Consider the following 20991-nt stretch of genomic DNA (forward strand, 5'->3'; position numbering starts at 1 on the left):
AGAGAACGTCCGCTGCGATCGCTTCATCGGGTGTACTCCTCGGTGATCTTCGCGATGTCGTCGGCCGAGAATCCAGCCTCGGCAAGAACTTCGTCGGTGTGCTCACCGACGACGGGCGGCTGACGAAGCGGAGCCGACCGCTCGTTGTCCATCGGCAGGTGCAGCTGCTGCAGATCAGGAATCCGGCCCGGCTCCGCGCTGGCCAGCAGGCCGCGTTCCTTGGTGAGCGGATCCGCGAGAGCAGCCGCAAGATCGTGCACGGGCCCCGCCGGAACCCCTGCCGCCCAGAGCCTTTCCAGCCAGTCGCCCGCCCCGCGCGTTCCCAGGACAGCACCGATCTCGGCCGCCAGCACGTCCCGGTGGGCGAGCCGGTCCGGCATGGTGCGGTATCGCGGGTCGTCGGCCAAGTCCGGCCGTTCGAGGACACGGCACAACGTCGTGTAGGTCCGATCGGTGGACGTCGCGATCATGATCGGACGGTCCGCGGTGTTCCAGACCTGATACGGCGCCGCACTCGGGGCCGCCGAGCCGAGCCGCGTCGGGGACGTGCCGGCGCCGAGGTACCCCATGATCTGGTGGGTCATCAGAAACAGACCGGTATCGACGAGCGTCGCTTCCAACTGCTGGGGTCCGGGCTCTGAGTCGCGCCGGTGCAGCGCCGCCTGAACCGCCAAGGCGGCCCACATGCCGGTTGTCATGTCGATGATCGACGGAGCGGCCCGGCACGGCCCGCCGCCCGGTTCACCGGTGGCGTCGAGAATTCCGCTGAACGCCTGGATGAGCGCGTCATAGCCGGCGCGATCGTGCCCGATGGGACCGGTGCCGAAGGCCGAGACCGCACAGTGGACGAGCCGGTCGTTGACGGCGGCAAACGCCTCGAAATCCAAGCCGAGGCGGGTGGCCACGCCCGGCCGGAAGGACTCGACGACGACATCGACATCCCGTCCGATGCGCAGCACCGCGTCCCTCGCCTCCGGTCGGCGGACGTCGATGGCCAGGCTCCGCTTGTTGCGATTGAACCCAAGGAAGACCGTCGCTTCTCCCCCGTCCGCAGAGTCCCAGCGCGGCGGGAGGGTCCGGGTGGCGTCACCGGTCCCCGGGCGCTCCACCTTGACCACGTCCGCGCCGAGATCGGCCAGGATCATGCAGGCCAGCGGCCCCGCGATGTTCTCGCTCAGATCGAGCACGCGCAGGCCGGAGTACGTCTGCACGAACGGCATCGCGCCTCCAAACGAACGGTGGTTCGCCCACCGTACTATGACCTACGTCCCAGTCAAGGGCCTGCGCCACTGACTGGCCACCTGCGCTCAATTGACAGCGCACGGGCGCCGACCTAGCGTTCGTTCGGTAACCGAACCCGCAGGAGGGGGGCCCGTCGTGGCCGAGGTTTACGTCGCAGGCGCCGCGATGACGCCCTTCGGCAAAGCGGACGGCACGGTCTCCGATCTCGCCGGGGCGGCGGTGCGCGGCGCGCTCTCCGACGCCGGTGTCGAACCAGCCGAGGTGCAGCAGGTCTTCTTCGGCAACTCGGCCTCCGGTCTTCTGCAGGGCCAGGAGATGATCCGCGGGCAGGTCTACCTCGCCGAGACCGGGCTGCTGGGCGCCGCGATCGTGAACGTCGAGAACGCCTGCGCCGCCTCGTCCTCCGCCTTCTCGCTCGCTTGCGCCGCGGTCGGGTCGGGGCAGGCCGACGTCGCGCTGGCCGTCGGCGCGGAGAAGCTGGTGGTGCCTCAGAAGGTGCGCGCTTTCGCGGCGCTGGCCTCTGCCACGGACCTCGAACGCCGCCCGGAGATGCGCGAACTCGTCTGGGACCTCGCCCTCGGTGGGAGCCCGGAACCGACGATGCCCTCGAGCTCGCCGTTGATGGTGCACTACGCCGAGAAGGGCGCGGCTTACCTCGAGCGATCCGGCGGCACCGTCGAGGACCTGGCGCGCGTGGTCGTCAAGAGCCGCCACGCCGGTTCGCTCAGCCCCTACGCCCAGTTCCGCACACCGGTCACGATCGACGAAGTCCTGGCCGGCCGGCTCATCCATCCCCCGCTGCACATGGCGATGTGTTCCCCGCTCTCCGACGGCGCCGCTGCACTCGTCGTGATGAGCGCGGACGCAGCCCGCCGCCGCGGACGCGCAAACCTGCGCGTGCGTGCCACCGCAATCGCGTCCAACAACCCGCTCTCCGGAGTGACGCCGACTCAGGCGGCCTCCACGGCGGCCTACGAGCGAGCCGGGCTCGGTCCCGCCGATCTCGACGTCGTGGAGGTCCACGACGCGGCCGCCCCCGCAGAACTCCTCCTGATCGAAGAACTGGGGCTGACACCGCCAGGAACGGCGATCAAGCTGCTGCGCGACGGGGAGACCGCGCTGGGCGGGTCCATCCCGGTCAACACCGGCGGCGGCCTGCTGTCGCGCGGCCATCCCATCGGCGCCACCGGCGCCGCACAGATCGTGGAAATCGCCGACCAGCTCCGCGGACGTGCGGGGCCACGACAGGTCACCGGCGCCCGGATCGGCCTCGCGCAGAACGGCGGCGGGGTCTTCTTCGACGACGAGGCGACGGTGACGATCACGATCCTCGAACGCGTCGACGCCGCGGGTATCTCGGCATGACGGTGACGAAGAGCGCATCGCGTGCCCCGCACGCGGTGCCCGACACCATCGTGCGTGAGGCGATCCGGTTGTTCGGCGAGAAAAGCTACCCCGTCGTCGGGATGCGCGACCTCAGCAAGGCGGTGGGAGTCCAACCCGGCAGCCTTTACGCGCACATCAGCAGCAAGGAGGCGCTGCTGATGGCGATCGTCGAGGAGGGCATCACCAACTACATCGACGCCATAACCGCGGCGACGGCAACAGACGACACCATCGAAGCACGCATGCGCGCGGCGATCCGCGCGCACATGCGCGTCCTCGCGGACACGACCGAGCAGACGAAGGTGACGTTCGGTCAGTGGCACTTCCTGGGCCCGGAGAACAAGGAACGGGTCATCAAGCTGCGCCAGCAGTACGAGAGCATCTTCCTGGAGATCGCTCAGGAAGGCATTGCGTCCGGCGCACTCCGCCCCGTCCCCCATCTGAAGGCGACGTTGCTCGGTGTCATCGGCGGGTTGACCTTCGCTGCCGAGTGGTACTCCCCCGCGAAGTCGGACGGCCCAGACGGCATTGCCGACGCGATCTGCGATGTCCTTCTCCGGGGGTTGATCGCGGACGAGCGCTGAGTCGGCCGGCTATTCTCCGAACCCCTGGTTGAAGCGCGGGGCACGCTTTTCCAGGAAAGCCTCGACGGCTTCCAGCAGATCGGGTTGCCGGTGCAACGCGTCGGTGACCTGGTAGCTGGTGTTCATGGCGGTGGCGAAGTCCTGGGTCCAGGACGCCCGCAACGCCTGTTTCGTCGCCTCCAACGCCCGCCAGGGCTTGTTCGCGATCCGCGCCGCGAGTTCCAGCGCCGTCGGCAGCAGCTGCTCGGGCTCCACCACCCGGGAGACCAGGCCCAGCTCCAATGCGCGGCTGGCGTTGATCACGTCGCCGGTGAGGGCGAGCTCGGCAGCCACGCCGGACCCCACGAGCTTCGGCAGCAGCCAGCTCCCGCCGTTCCCGGGGGCGAGGCCCATGTTGATGTAGGTCTCCCCCAGTTTGGCGGCCGTTGAGGCGATCCGAAGGTCACAGGCGAGCGCGAAGTCGAGTCCGCCCGCGGTGGCGCCCCCGTTGATCGCCGCGACGAAGACCAGTCGGGACGCCAACAGACGCTGCGTCAGCGGGAACAATGCCCGTGCGTTGAACGGCTCGTTCCGGACCGGGAGCTCGTGCAGGAGGTACTCGCGCATTGCGACCAGGTCCGCGCCGGCGGAGAACTGCTTGCCCGCTCCCGTCAGCACCACCACGCGGACCGACGGATCGGGCTCCCAGGCGTCGAGCACCTCGAACAGATCGCGCACGAGTTCCACGACGACCCCGTTGCCGCGCTCAGGCCGGTTCAGGGTCACCAGTCCGACACCCGGCGCGGGGCGCTCGTGGTAGAGCGTCTCGAGGTCGACGCGCTTGTTCTCCGTCACGAGGAACTTCCCCCGGCGATGCCTCGGTCGGCGCCCCAGTAGCGGGCGCGGACCTCGCGACGCAGCACCTTGCCGTACGCGGACGTCGGCAGTTCGTCGACGAAGTCGACGTTCTTCGGCTTTTTGTAACCGGCCATGAACCCGGCGCAGTAGTCGATGAGTTCCTTCGCCGTCGGCTCGGTACCGGGCTCGGGCACGACCACCGCGTGCACCGCCTCGCCCCAGTAGTCGTCAGGGATCCCGACCACACACACATGAGCAACGGACGGATGGGTGATGAGGACCTCCTCCACCTCCCGCGGATACACGTTGTTCCCGCCCGAGATGATCATGTCCTTCGTGCGGTCGAGAAGGAACAGGTAGCCGCCCTCGTCGAACTGGCCCACGTCCCCGGTGTGGAGCCAGCCGCCGCGCAGGGTCTCCGCGGTGGCCTCCGGGTTGTCCCAGTACCCGGCCATCACGATGTCGCCGCGCACCACGATCTCGCCCGAGACGCCGGGCGGGCACTCGAGATCGTTCTCGTCGAAGACCTTGACCTCGACGTCGGTCCGGACGAATCCCGCCGACGCCAGCCGGGGGTCGTCGTTCTTGACCAGCTCGAGGTGCTCCTCCCGCGGAAGCACCGTCGCGGTGATCGGGCATTCTCCCTGGCCGTAGATCTGCACCCATACCGGGCCGAAGGTTTCCACCGCCTGCCTGAGATGCTCGACGTAGATCGGGGCGCCGCCGTAACAGGTTGCCTGCCAGGTCGAGAGGTCGTACTTTCCCGGGACGAATTCCTCCAGGCACTTCACGATCTGTGTCGGTGCCATGAAGGCGATGTGGGTGACGCCGAGCCTCTCGACGTCCGCGAAGGTCGAGTCGGGCGAGAAGCTGGCGGACGTCGAGATAGCGTTGTTCGCTCCGCGGGCGACCGCCGGCAGCGCCACGATGCCCGAGCCGTGCGAGAGCGGGGCCACGTGCAGCAGCACGTCGTCGGAGGTGATGTTGTAGCAGTCGGCCAGGTAGTTCATGACGCAGACGCGGACCACGCGGTGGGTCCACGTGGCGCCCTTGGGCTTCCCGGTGGTGCCGGACGTGTAGAACAGCCAGCACGCGTCGGTGTCGGTGACGTCGACCGGGGCGGCCAGCGCTCGCGGACTGGTCGTCAGTTCCGTGTAGGGCGTGAGCGCTTCGGAGCATTCGACGCCGAAGCGCAGCTCAACTCCGCCGAACTGGGTCCAGTGCTGGTTCAGCGGCGCCTCGAACTCGCCGGTGTGGATGAGCGCCCGCGCACCTGAGTTATGGACGAGGTACGCCATCTCGAGCGGATGGAGCCGCGCGTTCATCGGAACGACGACCAGACCAGCCGCGAAGCATCCAAAGATGACCTCGAGGATCTCCGGGCGGTTCGACATCGCGAACGCGACCCGGTCACCCTTCTTCAGCCCACGGGCGAGCAGCCCACCCCCGATCGAGAGCGCGCGGTCGGCGAACTGACGGTACGTCGTCACCTCGTCGCCGTACTGCAGCGCCGGTCGCTCCGGGAAGCGCACGGCGGACTTTGTGAGGAAGGTCGCGGCGTTCATCAGGCGGCGGTGAACCAGGCGGCGGCGCGCTCGGCGATCTCTCCGGCATCGGCAGGGGCGAAACGCACCCGCTGGTCGCACGCGTAGGAGTCCCAGGTCCCGTCCGGGCCCGGGTGCAGGCGGCACATAAGCTGCGGACCCTCGTCGAGCTCCACGATGCCGATGCCGTAGGGCGGGTCGACCGCGAACGAACTGGGCGGCCCCATGCGCAGGATCGTGAACGTCTGCAGCTGACCCTCACCGGAGACCTGCTGCCAGCCGAGGTTGCCACTGAAGCACGCCGGACACCGGTACTTCGGGTACATGATCAACTGCGCGCAGTCGTTGCACTTCTGCACGACCAGACGGCCCTCGGCCAACGCGGCCGCGAACGGAGCCGTCAGCTCGTCCGCGTTCTGGATATAGCCGGTGTCAACGCTCATCGGGTGGCCCTTTCCAACATCATGATCTGCGCGTCCATGTACGAGCCGCCGGTTCCGCCGACGATGCAGCGCTGGGCGTTGGGGACCTGACGGTCGGGGCCGGCGCGGTGCAGGAGCTGGCGGATGCCCTCGATGAGGAGCGCGGTGCCGCCGCCGACACCGGTGTGGCCGGCGGAGAGCAGGCCGCCGTTGGTGTTGAGCGGGAATTCCCCACCCGGGGAGAAGCGGCCCTTGTGGAACTCACGCGCGGCCTCGCCCTTCGGTGAGATCTGCAGTCCCTCCAACGCGATGGCGAGGACCGCGGCGTAGGAGTCGTAGACCTCGCCGAGGTCGGCGTCCTCGGGCCCCCAACTCGCAGCCTCGTACGCCTCCTTCGCCGCCTCGACCCAGCCGAGGACCCCGAGATCGGCGTCCTGCCCGGCCGAGTAGTGCGATACGCACCCACCCGAACCGCCGATGCGTACCCAGGCGTCGTGCTTCTTCCGCGCCTCGGTCGCACTGGTCATCACGAATGCACCGGCGCCGTCGGCGAGGAACGGACACTCGAAGGCGTGGATGGGGTCCGAGATCATCTTCGAGTTGAGGATCTTCTCGATCGTCAACTTCTTGGAGTAGTACATGGCGTTCGGGTTCAGGTTTGCCCAGTCCCGCAGCGCGACACAGATCGCCGCCATCTCCTCGGCCGTCGACCCCGACTGATGCATGTACCGCTGCGTGATCAGGCCGCCGATGGCGTTGAACTGCAGACCGGTCGGAGCTTCCCACTCACGGGGAATGCCGTTCACCGACAGCATGTCGATCATCGCTTGGAGGTCGGCCGAGCCCCACCGCTCCGAGTAAACGACGAGCACGTTGCGCGCCTGGCCGGAAGCGATGAGGCCCGCGGCCATACGCGTCGCGTTGTCGGACGTCGAACCCCCGGAGTGGACCATGACCGAACTCTTGGCGCGGCCGTGCAGACCGAGCTCCTCCACGACGCGACTGAAGATCAGGTCAGCCTGGTCCGGGATGCCATGCAGGCAGGGGATCAGCACGATCTGGTCGATGTCGGTGTGCTGCAACTGCGCGTCCGCGATCGCCCGTGCGGAAGCCTCGACGATCTGCGCCATGAAGCCGCGCTCACGGTAGACACCGGACGGAATCTCGCCGATACCGATGAACGCGGCGTCGTTCGCGCTCCCCGGCTCGGGGTACGGCGGGGTCCACTCACTCATCAGATCTCCAGGGGCGTGCGACGGCGGGCCAACATGACCCAGTGGAAGTTCATGACCGACTCGTCCTTCTGGTTGATCACGTCGTACCCGACGTGGAGGACGCCGTACTTGGGACTCTTGTGCGGCTCGGTCTCGAGGACGGTGGCCCGCACACGCAGGGTGTCGCCCGATCGGACCGGTGCGGTGGCTCGCATTGAGCGGCACTCGATCAGCGCCTCGATGCAGTCCGAGTACCAGCCGGTCAGGGCGACGAGCCCCACCGCTATGCTGAAGGTCAGCGGCCCGTGGGCGATGCGCTCACCGAATCGCCCGGTCTCGGCCCACATCGCGTTCACGTGCAGCGGGTAGTTGTCGCCGGTCAGGCCGGCGAACAAGTTGATGTCCGCCTGGTCGACGGTGCGGCCACCGGTCAGGATTTCCTGCCCGACCGGGAAGTCCTCGAAGTAGCGCTCCTCTGGCGCCCAGGTGCTCGTCACCGCGGGTCACTCAGACCCATGTGCCGGGCGATGACCGTCTTCTGGATCTCGTTGGCGCCGCCACCGACCATGCCGTGCTTGGCCTCGCGGAAGTAGCGCTCCATGTCGTACTCCGGGAGCTGGGCATAACCGCCGTAGGCCTGCATCCCGTTCGTCGCGATCCGGAAGAACGTCTCGGCGGCGAACACCTTGGCCATCGAGACCTCCTTCGAGGCCTTCTCGCCGCGTAGCATCTTCGTGGCGGCGTTGTAAACCAGCAGCCGCGCGGCCGTCAGTGCCGTCTCGTCCTCCGCCATGCGGTGCTTGAGGACCTGGAGGCTCGACAGCGGACGACCGAAGGCGATGCGGTCCTTCGTGTAGGCGATCGTGTCGTCGAGCGCGGTCCGTGCGTTGCCGACGTAGGAAGCGGCGAGGCCGAGACGCTCGTAGTCGAGGTGCTCGCCGATGTACTCCCAGCCCTTGCCGATCTCACCGATCACGTTCGAGTCGGGAACCCGGACGTCCGTCAAGAAGATCTCGGTGGTGCCAAGGCTCCGGCGAACCATCGTCGGCATCTTGCGGATGTCGAGACCCTCGGCGGTGTTGGGCATGAGGAACGTGCTGAGGCCCGCGTGCCGTTCCGGCCCGGTCCGCGCCAGCATGACGATCCAGGCGCCGGGAAGGTGCGCACCGGAGCACCAGGTCTTGTTGCCGTTGAGGACCCAGTCTCGTCCGTCGTGGACCGCCTTGGTGCTGACGTTGGCGGCATCGGACCCGGCCTGCGGTTCGGAGATCGAGATCGAAAAGCGGCGCTCCCCCTTGAGGAAGGCCGGGATGTGCTCGTCCTTCTGCTCTTGGGTCCCGTGGTAGACGACGTTGCTGATCGTGAACATCGACGTCATCAGACAGGCCGCAGTGTCGAGGCTGTACTTGGCGATGGCCTCACAGAAGATCGCGTACATGACCGGGTCCGCGGCGACGCCACCGAGTTCCTCGGGCACCAGCAGTCCCAGCCACCCGTTGTCGGCGCACTTCCGGTAGAGCTCGTCGGGGAACTCTCGGTCCTGGTCGTGCTCTCGCGTGTACTCGCGCCCCACCTCCTTTTCCATGAAGCGGTGCAGCGTGTCCTTCCAGGCCAGCTGGTCCTCGGTGTGCCGGAAGTCCACGGCGAACTCCTTCGCGAGAGCGGGGGCGACTTGCGATCAACCCTAGACAATCGTTCGTTCGAGCGGAAGAGTAGCGGACAACACATCTCCAGCCGCTTGTGTGCCATCTTCCGGAAGGAACTCTTGCCGTGACGCGCATCGCCCCGCAGTTCTCTGACTATCAGGACAAGTACGCGAACGTTGCGTTCGAGCGGAACGACGGCATCCTCGAGATGACGCTCCATACGGAGGGCAAGCCGCTCGTCTGGAGTGCGACCTCCCACGACGAGATCGCCTACGCGTTCGGGGACGTCGCCAACGACCCGGACAACAAGGTCGTCATCGTGACCGGGGCCGGCGACGCCTGGTGCCCCGAGATCGATTTCAGTTCGTTCAACCTGGCGACGGCGGCGGCGTGGGCCGAGATCATTTACGAGGGCCAGCGCCTGATCAACAACATGCTCGCCATTCAGGTGCCGGTCATCACCGCCGTGAACGGCCCGGTGCTCAACCACCCGGAGCTGCCGGTCCTCGGCGACATCGTCCTCGCCTCGGAGAACGCGACCTTCTCCGACTCGCCCCACTTCGCCTCGGGCATCGTTCCCGGCGACGGCGCGCACATCGTCTGGACTCACTTGTTGGGCCCCAACCGGGGGCGCTACTTCCTGCTGACCGGACAGACGCTCGACGCCCAGCAAGCGCTGGATTACGGCGTCGTCAGCGAGGTGCTGCCGGCCGACCAGCTGCTCCCCCGCGCCCGCGAGCACGCTGCGAACATCGCGGCGAAGACGCCGATTGCGCGCCGGTACGCCAGGGCTGTCGTCACTCGCGAGTGGAAGCGGCTCATGGAGGCCAACCTCGGCTTCGGCCTGGCACACGAGGCGCTCGGTGTGCTCGACCTGATGGACGTGATGAAGGCGCAAGCCGAGAGTTGATCTGAGTCCGATTCATCGGAGGGACGTGGGCGACGGCTCGCGTCCCTCCGATCGCGCTCAGCGCCAGTGATGCAGCGGGAGCCCGGCGACCGGGCTGCGCAGCGAATGCACCGCCGAGTTTCCGAGGCCGCCGAGGTAGATGGTCTTCAGATCCGGCCCCCCGAAGGCGAGGCTGGACAGGTTGGCCACCCTCGAGCCGCGGCTCCGGGCGATCTGATCGAAGGTCAGAGTCCCGCGGGCGTAGGACTCAATCGCCTCGGACCCACCGGGGCCGAGGTCCTCGAAGAGGACCTTCCAGCTCAGATCCGGCGTTACCCGGATCAGGCGGTTGGTGATGACGCTGGTGACCCAAAGCGCGCCCTCGCTGTCGAAGGCGAGGCCGTCCGGGAAGGTGTCCTTCGAAAACTCGATCCGCGTTGGTTCGGACAGGCCGCCGTCATCCGCGACGACATACCGGGTCGTGCGACACGCGAAGGTCTCGTTGACGAAAAGGTAACGGCCATCGGGCGAGAGCCGGAGCTCGTTGGTCCAGTTCAACCCTTCCGCCGCGACGCTGACCTTGCCGTCCTGTACGAGGAGGATCTGACCACTTCGCTCGTCGGCGGTGTAGTGATCGTGCGCACGTGTTCGGGCGCTGATGGTGATCCAGGCGCGTTCGCCGTCCAGCAGCACGAAATTCGCGTGCGGTACGCGGTCACCGTCGAGCTCAGTGGCGAACGGGCGCGGGTCGCCGGCGGGGCCAACGCGCCAGACCCCTCCACCCCGGCCCAGGTTGGCGAACAGGAAGTCGCCGCCGGCCGTCAACGCGATGCCGTTCGGCCGGAATCCCTGCCCGATCAGGTCTGCCTCGACAGCCGGAACCGTGGTCCCGTCGGGGGCGATGCGCGCGATGCCCACCGTCCAGTCGCCGGTGTAGAGCGATCCGTCGGGGGCAGCCAGCACACACTCGGGCCGGTTCAGACCGCTGCCGACTTGTGCCAGGTCCGCGGGCCGGAACGGTCCGATCTCGGTGAGTGTCACAAAGCTAGGTAGCCGCCGTCGACCGGGATCGTGACCCCGGTGACGTACGACGACATGTCGGAGGCCAGGAAGACGGCCGGGCCGGCGATCTCGTCGGTTTCGCCCAACCGGCCGAGCGGCACGCGCTCGAGGTACTTCGCGTGTCCCGCACCGTCGGCGACCAGGCCACTGAACATCCGTCCCGGCGCCAGTCCGTTTGCTCGGCCACCCGTGGGACCAAGGGTTCGCGCGAAGTACTGGACCAGCGAACGGATCCCCGCCTTCGTCGCGCCGTAGGCGGCGCTGGACCGCGGCGCGGCAAAGCCGGCGATCGAGGACAGGAAGATCATGCTCGCCCCGGGGTGCTTCATGGCCTCCAGCACGGAGACGCTCATGTCCCACTGCCCGGTGAGGTTGACGCTCACAACCTGGTCCCACACCTGCATCTGGTCGGGATCGCCGGGCCGGCTGCGGGGCGAGATTCCGGCGTTGTTGACCAGCACGTCGATCTTGCCGTGCTGGTCGGAGATGCGGGCGCCGAAGGCCATCACCTTCTCCCGGTCCGCGATGTCGAGCGTCTCGGCGGCGGCCGAGCCGCCGGACGCCGCGATCTTCTCAGCCATCTGCTCCGCCGCGTCGGCGTGCCGGTCGACGACCAGGACGTGCGCGCCCTCCAACGCGAGCGCGGTTGAGATGGCCGCGCCCAGGCCGCCACCGCCGCCGGTCACGACCGCCGTCTTGCCCGACAGCAGGTCCATTGCGTGCTCCTTCTCCAGCGAAACCGTGCACCGGGGCGAGGGCCCGGTCAGGACATGACGTAGCCCGCGTAGTCGCGCTCGCGCACGTCGTCGCAGTAGGCCCGGAACCGGGCGTTCCCGCCGACGAACAGCAGCACCTCGCGCTTGTCCCGGCCCTCGATGTTCTGGTTCACCCCGGTGAACCACGAGTTGGTCTGGCCCAGCAGCAGCTTGTTCTGCAGCTTGGCCGCATAGGCCGTGAAGGCTTCCGCCGCTTCGACCTCGGCCTCGATCCGCTCGACACCGTTCTTCTTCGCGTAGATCATCATCTCGCTCAGCCAGTCGATGGCCAGGGCCGAACAGCGCGGAATGTTGCAGAAGGTGGCGCCGCTCTGCGGACCGACCAGCATGAAGAAGTTGGGGAACCCGGGGCACTGCATGCCCATGTAGGTCTTGATGCCCTTGTCCCACTCCTCCTTCAGCGATTTCCCCTCCGTGCCGCGGATGTCGATGTGGTTCCACGCGCCCTTGATCGCGTCGAATCCGGTCGCGTAGATGATGACGTCGAATTCGTGCAGACCTTCGGTGGTTTCGATGCCCTCGGGGGTGATGCGGGTGATCGACGTCGCGTGCAGGTCGACGACCGAAACGTTGTCTTGGTTGTAGACCTCGTAGTAGTTGGTCTCGAGCGGGACCCGCTTCATCCCGAAGCCGTGGTCCTTGGGGATGAGGATTTCGGCGATTCGCGGGTCCTTGACGCGCTGGCGGATCTTGTTCGCCACGAATTCCGACACGTACTTGTTCGCGTCGGGGTCCGACAGGACGTCCTGATACGAGCCGAGCCACAGGGAGAAGCCCGGGCCCTGATAGAGCTCCTCCAGCTTGGCGTCGCGCTCTTCCTTCGGCACGTCGAACAAATTCTGCGGGATGAACTCGTGGCGGTAGCCAGCGAGAGAGTTGTCGCACTTGGCAATGAACTCGTGGTAATTCGCCTTGATGGAGTCCATCCGCTCCTGGGTCATCGGCCCGTTGCCGAGCGGGGTGCACCAGTTCGGTTCGCGCACGAAGACCGTCAGGTGACCAGCGACTTTGGCCATCTCCTGGATCACCTGCACGCCGGTTGAGCCCACGCCGATCACCGCGACGCGCTTGCCGGTGAAGTCCAAGGGCGCCGGGCCGAAGCCGTTCGGGTCACGGGGCCACCGGGCCGTGTGGATGCTCTCGCCCTTGAACGTGTGGATTCCCGGGATCTTCGGCATCTGTGGCCACGACAGGGGGCCCAGCGCCGAGAACACGAAGCGCGCGGTCACCGGAGCGCGGTCCGGCTGGACGAAGCCCAGCTTCCACAGCTTGTTCTTCTCGTCCCAGATCGCGCTGTCGACCTTGGCGTTGAAGAGGTAGTCCTTGCGGATGTCCATGATCTCGGCAGCGCGGTGGAGGTAGGCCAGGACGTCGGGCTGCGCGGCGAAGCGCTCCGGCCAGTTCCACTCCTGCATGAGCTGGTCGTTCCAGAAGTAGCCGTAAATCTCGCTCTCGGAGTCGGTGCGACAGCCCGGGTAGCGGTTGTGGTGCCAAACGCCCCCAATGTCGTCGGAGCCTTCGATCCCCAACACGCGGTAGCCCATCTCACGCAACCGGTAGGCCTGGTAGAGGCCACTGATACCCGCGCCGATCACGACTGCGTCGAAGTCTGGTTCCTGCGTCATGCGTACTTCCCCTTCAATGCGTCGGCGCCGGTATCACGAACGGCGCGCGCTCATCCCTTCGGCGCTCCCGGGAACCCGACGAACGAACGTTCGTATCAGCGTCGCATCGGCATCGCCCACGGTCAAGCCCGTGCCGGGGACGGACGAGACGGAATTTGCCGAACGCGACGACATTCACGCTTGCCACCCGCCAACTCCGCCGCAACCGCGCAGCTTCCCGGACCCCTTGACACCCGCACCCAACGAACGTACGTTCGCCGCAGTGACCGACCCCACAGAGAGCGGAGCGAACCCATGTCCGGACGCCTAGACGGCAAGGTTTCGATCATCACGGGCGCCGGGTCAGGAATCGGCGCGGCGACGGCCCGGCGCTTTCACGCCGAAGGCGCCAAGGTTGTGCTCGCGGACATCTCCGGAGCGCAGGAGGCCCTGGCCAAGGAGCTCGGCGACGGTGCCCTTGCCGTTCACGCCGATGTGTCCAAGGGCGAGAGCGTCCAGGCGATGGTGCAGTCCGCCGTCGAGACCTTCGGCGGCTTGCACGTCCTCTACAACAACGCCGGCATCGACGGCGAGATTGCCGCTGTGGCCGACATGTCCGAGGAGGGCTGGGACCAGGTCCAGGCCATCAACCTGCGCGGCGTCTTCCTCGGTATCAAGTACGCGGTTCCGGCGATGATCGCCTCCGGCGGTGGCTCGATCATCAACACCGCCTCGATGGCGGCAACGGTTGCCTTTCCCCAGATGGCCAGCTACTGCGCGGCCAAGGGCGGCGTCGTGATGCTGACCAAGACGGCGGCCGCGGAGTACGCCGCCCAGAAGATCCGGGTGAACTCGATCAGCCCGGGCACCATCCAGACGGCGATCACCGAGCACCTTCCGCAGGACATGATCACCGCGATCATCGCCCGCAACCCGGTCGGCCGGATCGCCGACGCCGGCGAGGTCGCGAGCCTCGCGTTGTTCCTGGCCAGTGACGAGTCCGCGTTCATCACCGGCTCCGACTACCTGATCGACGGCGGCTACACGCTGCTCTAGTCCCTCTTTCGCACGAGCTCGCCCGGCCCCAGGAGGTACACCCGCAATGGGCTTCAAAGCACAGGAAACCGAGTTCCACCCACCGACGCAGGCCGACATCGAGGAATCGATCGCCAAGTACGGCCGCGACATCTACAACGACTTCGACCTCGACGCGCCCGTCTTCAACGAGAAGCACGTTGAGATCATCGACGACCTGGTCAACAAGTGCCCGATCGCCCATTCGAAGGTGGGCGAGGGCTACTACCTGGTCTCCCAGAACAAGCTCGTGCGCGAGGTCGGTCAGAACTGGCGCACGTTCTCCGCGGCCAAGGGATACATGCCGAACCGCCCGGACGGGTTGCCGTACCTGTACCCCGAGGAGTCGGACCCGCCGCTGCACACCGCGTGGCGGCAGTCACTGAACCCCTTCATGGGTCCCTCGACCATCGCGCCGTACGAGGCCACCATCCGGGCCGACGCGAACGCCCTGATCGACCGCTTCATCGACAAGGGCGAGTGCGAGTTCGTCTCCGAGTTCGCGGCGCTCCTCCCGGGGTGGGCGTTCTTCAAGAACGTGCTCGGGGTGCCGATCGACGACCTCGACCGCCTTGTCGACGGCGTCGAGGACGGGACCTTCAACCCCGACCCCGAGGTCCGAGCCGCCAAGTTCGGCTACGTCTTCCAGTACCTCGGCGACTACTTGGAGAAGCGCTCCAAGGAGCCGCCGCGCGGCGACATGGTCGACATGATCGCCGCGGGCGTGACCTACGAGGACGGCACCGAGTCAGCCTGGGCCGACCGCGTCTCGGTCCTGGTCGACATGACCTTCGGCGGTATCGCGACCACGACGTACGTCATGGCTTCCGGTATGCACTGGCTGGCGGAGAACCCCGACGCCCGCAAGCTGCTGATCGAGGATCCGGACACCTACATGCCGCGGGCGATCGAGGAGTTCGCCCGCGTCTTCGCCCCCGTCGTCGCCCTCGGGCGCACGTGCACCAAGGACGTCGAACTCGGCGGGCGGCAGCTCAAAGCCGGCGACTTCGTGATGATGGTCTACGCCGGTGCCTCGCGCGACCCCCGTGTCGTCGAGGATCCCCAGCGCATCGACATCACCCGGGAGACTGTGCTGCACTCCGCCTTCGGCGTCGGCATCCACCGCTGCATCGGGTCGAACCTCGCGCGCCTCGAGCTGCGCACGACGTTCGAGGAGTTCCTGCGCCGCATCCCGGACTACAAGGTCAAGCCGGGCGGTGAGCCGACCTACGTCTCCGGGTTCCTGCGCTCGATGCGTTCCGTCACGTTCGAGTGGTGAGTGCGGTGAAGGCACACATCGCCATCGGCATCGACGGCGGTCAGCAAGGCTGCACCGGGCACGGCCGTTGCGCGGTCATGGCCGGTGACGTGTACGAACTCGACGACAATGGCTACAACATTGCGCGCGGCAGCTACGTCGAGGTTCCGCCAGGTCTCGAGGAGTCCGCGCGCTACGGGGCCCGGGTCTGCCCCGAGCGGGTCATCACCATCGAGGAATAGACACCAGGGTCGCCAGTGGGCCGGTCGGAGACTTCCGGCCGGCCCACTGCCGTATTTCGAGAGGAGCACGTCGTGGGACGGCTGGACAACAAGGTTGCGTTCATCACCGGTGCTGCCCGTGGCCAGGGCCGCGCGCACGCCATTCGAATGGCCGAGGAGGGCGCGGACATCATCGGGGTCGACATCTGCGAGCCCATCGGCACGGTCCCCTACGAGCTCGGGACGATGGAGGAGCTCGAGGAGACCGCCGCCACGGTGGAGAAGCTGGACCGGCGCATGGTGATCGCGAAGGCGGACGTCCGAGATCTGAGCTCGCTGCAGGCCGCGGTCGAACACGGCGTCGCGGAACTCGGTCGGCTCGACATCGTCAGCTCGAACGCCGGCATCTGGTCCGCCGGTCTGTTCACGGATATGGACGAGCAGACCTACCGCGACATGATCGACGTGCAGATGCACGGGGCGTACTACACCTGCAAGGCGACGGTTCCGAAGCTGATCGAACAGGGTTCAGGTGGCTCGATCGTCCTCACCAGCTCGGTCGCGGGACTCAAGGGGTTCCCCAACCAGGTGCACTACAACATGGCCAAGCACGCCGTCGTCGGCCTGATGCGGACGCTGGCGAACGAGCTGGCCCCGCACTTTATCCGCGTCAACAGCGTGCACCCCAGCTCGACGTTCACCAAGATGATCGACAACGCGGCGATCCACTCGGCCTTCGCCCCCGGCGTCGAGAACCCGAAGCTCGAGGACTTCGGCGACACCTTCACCGCGATGAATCTGCTCCCGATCCCCTGGATGGAGGCCGTCGACATCTCCAACGCCGTCCTATGGCTCGCCTCCGACGAGGCCCGCTACGTCACCGGAGTTACGCTTCCGGTCGACGCGGGCTTCATGGCCAAGCTCTGACCGCAGCAGCGTGGAGCTGCGCACCACCGATCCCGACGCCGCGGCGGCGGCCCTGGCTGACGAGTACACCGACGTCACGATCCAGGCGCCGCGCGGACGTCGCTTCGTCATGGAGTTGGACGCGTTCCCCTTGCCGCAGTTGCGGTACGGCCAGCTCATCTTTTCGGAGTCGCGAGTGCTGACCCGCGCGTACCCCAGCTACAACCTGTGCGTCCCGGTCGGCGGCTCCCTGCTCGCGACTGCTGACGACGTCGACGACGTCGTCAGCGGAACCGACCTGGTGATGATCTCGCCGGGCAGCCGCATCGACGCCCGGTATCCGCTCGACGGCGTCGTTCTGCGAACGGTGCAGTTCGACGCCGATCTCGCGCTGACGGAGCTGTCCGCCCTGCTCGGGCGCTGCGTGGCGACTCCGCCGCGATTTCGCTTTGCGATGCGGCCGGCCGCATCCGCCTCGATTCGCCGCGCCGTGGCCATCCTGAACGACGAGCTTCGGGCCGCCACGCCCATCGCCGGCGAGCCGGTGCTGATCGATCGACTGAGCCGCGTGATCATCTCCGCTCTACTGCTCGGCCAGACGCACACGTACTCGGCAGAACTGCAGGGCCGACCCTACGTCGAGGGTCCCCGCACGATCCGGGCGCTGGTTTCCCGCTTGGAAGCCGATCCCCTAGCCTTCGCCACCGTCGGGGACCTTGCGGCGGCGGCCGGTCTGAGCGTCCGCGCCCTCCAGGACGGCTTCCGGCGTCACCTCGGTGTCTCCCCGATGCGCCATCTGCGCCAAGCTCGGTTGGACCGGGCGCACCAGGCTCTCCTGGCTGCAGATCCCAGGGCCGTTACGGCGACGGCGATTGCGCACGCGTGGGGCTTCGCCCACTACGGGCGGTTCGCCGGCGAGTACCGCGCACGGTTCGGCGTAACTCCGACTCAATCGCTTCGCCGAACCCGAGCGGACGAGCATCGTTAATCGGACTGAGGTGCGCGCAATCCGGCTGTTCCCAGCCGACGCCTCATCGTAACTTGCTCGACATGAAGGCCCTCACCGTCGTCCCACTGGCGTGCGCCCTCGCGCTCGCTCCGCTGGCGGTCGCGACCGGATACCCCGCCAGTGCCGACTCCACGGCAATCGCGGATTCCGCGGTGCCCAGAGCGACCTGCGGCCCGGGGAGCTCGCCGGAGACCGGCCTCCAAGGTCAGGTGCCACTGAGGGACCGGCAGAGCGGCCGCAGCCAGCAGGGGTACTGGTGCAACCTGGAGCTGCTGGGACAGCACCAAGGTGAAGGCACCACCTGGGTGAACCCGCAGTACAAACACTGCGCCTACAACGCCACCGCGTTTGCCGGCATCCCGACCAAGAAGTCCCAAGGCGTGCAGGTGATCGACGTCGGCAACCCGCGCAAGCCCCGACTGACCGCCAATCTCACGAGCCCGGCGATGTTGGCCGGGACGTGGGAGACGCTCAAGGTCAACGAGGAGCGCGGATTGCTCGCCGGGGTAAGCGTCGGCCCAGTCGTCGGCGCGCTGTCCTTCGACGTCTACGACATCTCGACCGACTGCACGCGCCCGAAGCTGCTGAACTCCTTCTCATCCGCGGACTTCACGCTTCCCGCGTCGACCATCAATCACGAGGGCCAGTGGTCCCCCGACGGCAGGACCTACTGGTCCTCCTCTCTCGCCGGCGGCGGACTCACCGCCATCGACGTCAGCGACCCGACCAAGCCGCGGATCGCCGGGGTGGGCACGGTCGGGGTTGCGAACCACGGCTTCGAGTTGAGCGAGGACGGCAACCGGCTGTACCTGAGCACCGCGTTCGGAGCCGGCGTCATCATCCTCGACGTCAGCGAGGTGCAGGCGCGCAACCCGGTGCCGGTGATCCGCCAGCTCGGCAGCGTCTTCTGGGGCGGCCCGGCGTCGGTCGGCCAGCACACCATCCCGGTGACGTGGAGCGGCAAGCCGTACCTGATCGCCGTCGACGAGTTCGCCGGCGAGGGCGTACACATCATCGACATAAGCGACGAGACCCGGCCTCGCATCGTCCGCCAACTGCAGCTCGAGATTCAGCAGCCGCAGAACGCGGCGGTGAGCGCCGAGGACACCAAGGGCAACGGGCTGTTCGGATACGACGCGCACTACTGCACCGTCGACCGCAGAACAGATCCGACCGCGCTGGCCTGCGGAATGATGCAGTCCGGCGTCCGCGTCTTCGACGTCCGTAACCCCCTGACCCCCCGCGAGATCGCCTACTACAACCCACCGGCGCAGGTCGGACGGAACGCCGATCTCTCCGGTTCGGAGCACGCGACCTACAACTTCATCTCGCAGAGCTCCAACGTCTCCGACATCCGCGACGCCGGCCCCTCCGTGCTCCTCGGAGCCAGCCCGTACGCCAATCTCACTGCCGACTGGTGCAGCTCGCCCCCTCGGTTCGTGGGCAAGGACCAGCTCTGGGTGAGCTGCCAGGACAACGGCTTCCTCGCACTCAAGTTCACCAACAAGGCTTACCGACGTCCATGACGAGCCGCCTCATGACGCCCGCTTTGGCTGCGATTGGCGCTCTGGTCCTCGGACTCGGCGCCGGCCTGGCCGCGGGAAGCGATGCCGAAAGCGCGACCACCGCCACCGCGCCGGGACCCGTCGACATCGGCTTCAGCCAGGACATGATCGTGCACCACGAACAGGCCGTGCTGATGGCGCAGCTGGTCCGCGCACGGACCCGCGACGCCACAGTCGCCGCGCTGGCCGACGGCATCATCGCCGATCAACTCCTCGATATCGGAACCCTGCGCGGCTACCTCGCGCTTTGGCAAGCTCCGGTCCTGCCGACAGGAGGCCCGATGAGTTGGATGGCAGCGAGTCACGAACACGTTCACGCCGGCGCCGGCGCCGGAAGCATGCCGGGAATGGCCACCGCCGCCGAGCTCAACTCCCTCCGGACCGCGACAATCAACAGAGTGGACCGCGTCTTCCTCACGCTCATGAGTCGGCACCACGCCGGCGGACTGGCAATGCTCACTCACGCCGGCCTCAACGCGACCGTGCCGGCCATCCGCAACCTGGCCAACCGCATCGGGTTCCACCAACAGGAGGAGATGCGCACGATCCACCTCCTGTCGGCGGCTTAGACCGAGCGGACAGCCTTCGTCAAAGGCACCGCCGGATCGGCGAGGAGGTGCGGGTCGAGGACCGACCCACCCAGAATCGCCATCTGCGCCTGCACGTTCTCGCGAGGGAGGTCGGCGATGAGCGCCGCGGAGAGCGTGTCGTCATCACCGAGCCACAGTGCCGTCCATGACCCGTCTTCCCGCTCGCGGAACAGCAGGCGGTCCTGGTCGGTGTGCCGGCCCACGTACTGCAGTTTGTGCCCGAGTTGGTCGCTCCAGAAATAGGGAACCGGGTCGTGCGGCTCGACCTCACCGAGCCCGGGCGCGAGGAGCGCCGCCACCGCGACCGCGGGGGCCGCGGAAGCGTCGTCCCAGTGCTCGACCCGCATGCGAGCCTGGTACCGGCGGGACCACCAGGCGGCGCAGTCGCCGACGGCCACGATGCCCGGGCCCGCGCGCAGCCACTCGTCCGTGACCACGCCGGCGTCGATCTCGAGTCCGCTGTCGGCGAGCCAGCCCGTCGCCGGTCGAACGCCGACGCCGGTCACCACGACATCGGCCGGCAAAGTCTCCCCGTCGGCCAATTCGACCCCGTCCGAGGTGACCGCGGCGACCGCGGTCCCCAACCGAAGATCGATCCCTTCCCACCAGGACAGCAGTCGCTTGCCGACCTCCGAGCCCATCAAGCGCGCCAGCGGCAGCGCGTCGAGATCGACGCACGTCACGTGACATCCGCGTGTGCGCGCGGCAGTCGCGACCTCGGCGCCGATCCAGCCGGCGCCAATCACCACAACCCGCGCTTCGGGTCGGAGTCGCTGACGTAACGACAGCGCGTCGTCCAGAGTCCGCAGGGTGAGCTGCTCACCCTCGCCCGGGATCCGGATCGGGTCAGCGCCGGTGGCCAGGATCAAGCCGTCGTAGCCAATCTGCCCGGCGTCGGTGACGAGAACCCGATCGACCGGTCGCAGTCCAATCGCGCGGACACCGGCGCGCACGTCGACACGAAGTTCGTCGTAGTCGACGCGGAGGGTCGAGGTATCCGCAGCCCCGATCAACACCTCCTTCGACAGCGGCGGCCGGTCGTAGGGCAGATGGCTCTCAGCACCAACCAGCGTGATCCGCCCGGCATGGCCCTGCTCACGCAGCTGCTCGCAGCTACGCGCGCCTGCCAATCCGCCACCCACCACGACCACATGCGCCAACT

At 67.4% G+C, this 20991-nt stretch carries 21 protein-coding genes; 10 read left to right on the plus strand and 11 right to left on the minus strand.

Annotated features, from left to right (window positions below; genetic code table 11):
• Window positions 1-23: 23 nt before the first annotated feature.
• A complete protein-coding gene (locus tag SPOPO_RS0106810) occupies window positions 24-1187 on the minus strand; it encodes a CaiB/BaiF CoA transferase family protein (protein WP_211210865.1) in 1164 nt (387 codons plus the stop codon).
• Between the two features lie 190 nt (window positions 1188-1377).
• Here SPOPO_RS0106810 and SPOPO_RS0106815 point away from each other — a divergent pair, with 190 nt between their 5' ends.
• A complete protein-coding gene (locus SPOPO_RS0106815) occupies window positions 1378-2607 on the plus strand; it encodes a thiolase family protein (RefSeq protein ID WP_019874044.1) in 1230 nt (409 codons plus the stop codon).
• Window positions 2604-3212 carry a TetR/AcrR family transcriptional regulator gene (locus tag SPOPO_RS0106820; RefSeq protein WP_019874045.1) on the plus strand — a complete coding sequence of 203 codons (609 nt, stop codon included), beginning with the start codon at window positions 2604-2606 and terminating at the stop codon, window positions 3210-3212. The genes SPOPO_RS0106815 and SPOPO_RS0106820 overlap by 4 nt, the downstream gene beginning before the upstream one ends.
• Window positions 3213-3221: 9 nt before the next feature.
• Here the strand turns inward: SPOPO_RS0106820 and SPOPO_RS0106825 are convergent, their stop codons facing one another.
• Genes SPOPO_RS0106825 through SPOPO_RS0106850 form a run of 6 tightly spaced genes read right to left on the minus strand, consistent with a single transcriptional unit; the run spans window position 3222 to window position 8871 of the window.
• Entirely contained in the window at window positions 3222-4046 is an 825-nt protein-coding gene (locus tag SPOPO_RS0106825; protein ID WP_019874046.1) for an enoyl-CoA hydratase/isomerase family protein, read from the minus strand.
• Window positions 4043-5614, minus strand: a complete 1572-nt coding sequence (locus SPOPO_RS0106830) for an AMP-binding protein (RefSeq protein ID WP_019874047.1) — start codon at window positions 5612-5614, stop codon at window positions 4043-4045. Before SPOPO_RS0106830 ends, SPOPO_RS0106825 begins: the two co-directional genes overlap by 4 nt.
• Window positions 5614-6036, minus strand: a complete 423-nt coding sequence (locus SPOPO_RS28155; RefSeq protein ID WP_019874048.1) for a Zn-ribbon domain-containing OB-fold protein — start codon at window positions 6034-6036, stop codon at window positions 5614-5616. The genes SPOPO_RS0106830 and SPOPO_RS28155 overlap by 1 nt, the downstream gene beginning before the upstream one ends.
• A complete protein-coding gene (locus SPOPO_RS0106840) occupies window positions 6033-7250 on the minus strand; it encodes a thiolase family protein (protein WP_019874049.1) in 1218 nt (405 codons plus the stop codon). The genes SPOPO_RS28155 and SPOPO_RS0106840 overlap by 4 nt, the downstream gene beginning before the upstream one ends.
• Window positions 7250-7726, minus strand: a complete 477-nt coding sequence (locus SPOPO_RS0106845; protein ID WP_019874050.1) for a MaoC/PaaZ C-terminal domain-containing protein — start codon at window positions 7724-7726, stop codon at window positions 7250-7252. The genes SPOPO_RS0106840 and SPOPO_RS0106845 overlap by 1 nt, the downstream gene beginning before the upstream one ends.
• Window positions 7723-8871 (minus strand): acyl-CoA dehydrogenase family protein, encoded by a 1149-nt coding sequence (locus SPOPO_RS0106850; protein WP_019874051.1) that lies wholly within the window; start codon window positions 8869-8871, stop codon window positions 7723-7725. Before SPOPO_RS0106850 ends, SPOPO_RS0106845 begins: the two co-directional genes overlap by 4 nt.
• A 128-nt stretch (window positions 8872-8999) precedes the next feature.
• On the opposite strand from SPOPO_RS0106850, the gene SPOPO_RS0106855 reads away from it, so the two are divergent.
• Window positions 9000-9785, plus strand: a complete 786-nt coding sequence (locus SPOPO_RS0106855; protein WP_019874052.1) for an enoyl-CoA hydratase/isomerase family protein — start codon at window positions 9000-9002, stop codon at window positions 9783-9785.
• A gap of 57 nt (window positions 9786-9842) precedes the next feature.
• Here SPOPO_RS0106855 and SPOPO_RS0106860 read toward each other — a convergent pair whose 3' ends face one another.
• The 3 genes from SPOPO_RS0106860 to SPOPO_RS0106870 are packed head-to-tail and all read right to left on the minus strand — an operon-like array spanning window position 9843 to window position 13227.
• The gene (locus SPOPO_RS0106860; protein ID WP_019874053.1) at window positions 9843-10805 is read right to left on the minus strand and encodes an SMP-30/gluconolactonase/LRE family protein; all 963 of its coding nucleotides are present in this window, start codon (window positions 10803-10805) and stop codon (window positions 9843-9845) included.
• A complete protein-coding gene (locus SPOPO_RS0106865; protein ID WP_019874054.1) occupies window positions 10802-11542 on the minus strand; it encodes an SDR family NAD(P)-dependent oxidoreductase in 741 nt (246 codons plus the stop codon). The genes SPOPO_RS0106860 and SPOPO_RS0106865 overlap by 4 nt, the downstream gene beginning before the upstream one ends.
• 47 nt (window positions 11543-11589) lie before the next feature.
• On the minus strand, window positions 11590-13227 hold the full coding sequence (locus SPOPO_RS0106870; protein ID WP_019874055.1) for a flavin-containing monooxygenase: 1638 nt from the start codon (window positions 13225-13227) through the stop codon (window positions 11590-11592).
• 294 nt (window positions 13228-13521) lie between these two features.
• On the opposite strand from SPOPO_RS0106870, the gene SPOPO_RS0106875 reads away from it, so the two are divergent.
• From SPOPO_RS0106875 to SPOPO_RS0106905, 7 genes are all read left to right on the plus strand, one after another.
• The gene (locus tag SPOPO_RS0106875) at window positions 13522-14262 is read left to right on the plus strand and encodes an SDR family NAD(P)-dependent oxidoreductase (protein ID WP_019874056.1); all 741 of its coding nucleotides are present in this window, start codon (window positions 13522-13524) and stop codon (window positions 14260-14262) included.
• Between the two features lie 46 nt (window positions 14263-14308).
• A complete protein-coding gene (locus tag SPOPO_RS0106880) occupies window positions 14309-15559 on the plus strand; it encodes a cytochrome P450 (RefSeq protein WP_019874057.1) in 1251 nt (416 codons plus the stop codon).
• A complete protein-coding gene (locus SPOPO_RS0106885; protein WP_019874058.1) occupies window positions 15556-15780 on the plus strand; it encodes a ferredoxin in 225 nt (74 codons plus the stop codon). The genes SPOPO_RS0106880 and SPOPO_RS0106885 overlap by 4 nt, the downstream gene beginning before the upstream one ends.
• A 72-nt stretch (window positions 15781-15852) precedes the next feature.
• On the plus strand, window positions 15853-16686 hold the full coding sequence (locus SPOPO_RS0106890) for a mycofactocin-coupled SDR family oxidoreductase (RefSeq protein WP_019874059.1): 834 nt from the start codon (window positions 15853-15855) through the stop codon (window positions 16684-16686).
• A 10-nt stretch (window positions 16687-16696) separates the two neighbouring features.
• Window positions 16697-17653: an AraC family transcriptional regulator gene (locus SPOPO_RS33605; protein WP_019874060.1), complete on the plus strand. Its 957-nt coding sequence runs from the start codon at window positions 16697-16699 to the stop codon at window positions 17651-17653.
• Between the two features lie 62 nt (window positions 17654-17715).
• Complete coding sequence (locus SPOPO_RS0106900) at window positions 17716-19200, plus strand: LVIVD repeat-containing protein (RefSeq protein WP_019874061.1); 1485 nt, start codon at window positions 17716-17718, stop codon at window positions 19198-19200.
• Complete coding sequence (locus SPOPO_RS0106905) at window positions 19197-19808, plus strand: DUF305 domain-containing protein (RefSeq protein ID WP_019874062.1); 612 nt, start codon at window positions 19197-19199, stop codon at window positions 19806-19808. The genes SPOPO_RS0106900 and SPOPO_RS0106905 overlap by 4 nt, the downstream gene beginning before the upstream one ends.
• On the opposite strand, the gene SPOPO_RS0106910 is transcribed toward SPOPO_RS0106905, so the two are convergent.
• Window positions 19805-20989, minus strand: coding sequence for an NAD(P)/FAD-dependent oxidoreductase (locus SPOPO_RS0106910; RefSeq protein WP_028984574.1), 1185 nt, complete (start codon window positions 20987-20989; stop codon window positions 19805-19807). The genes SPOPO_RS0106905 and SPOPO_RS0106910 overlap by 4 nt on opposite strands.
• Between the last annotated feature and the right edge of the window lie 2 nt (window positions 20990-20991).

Origin of the sequence: Sporichthya polymorpha DSM 43042 (assembly GCF_000384115.1) — a bacterium.
Taxonomy (GTDB): domain Bacteria; phylum Actinomycetota; class Actinomycetes; order Sporichthyales; family Sporichthyaceae; genus Sporichthya; species Sporichthya polymorpha.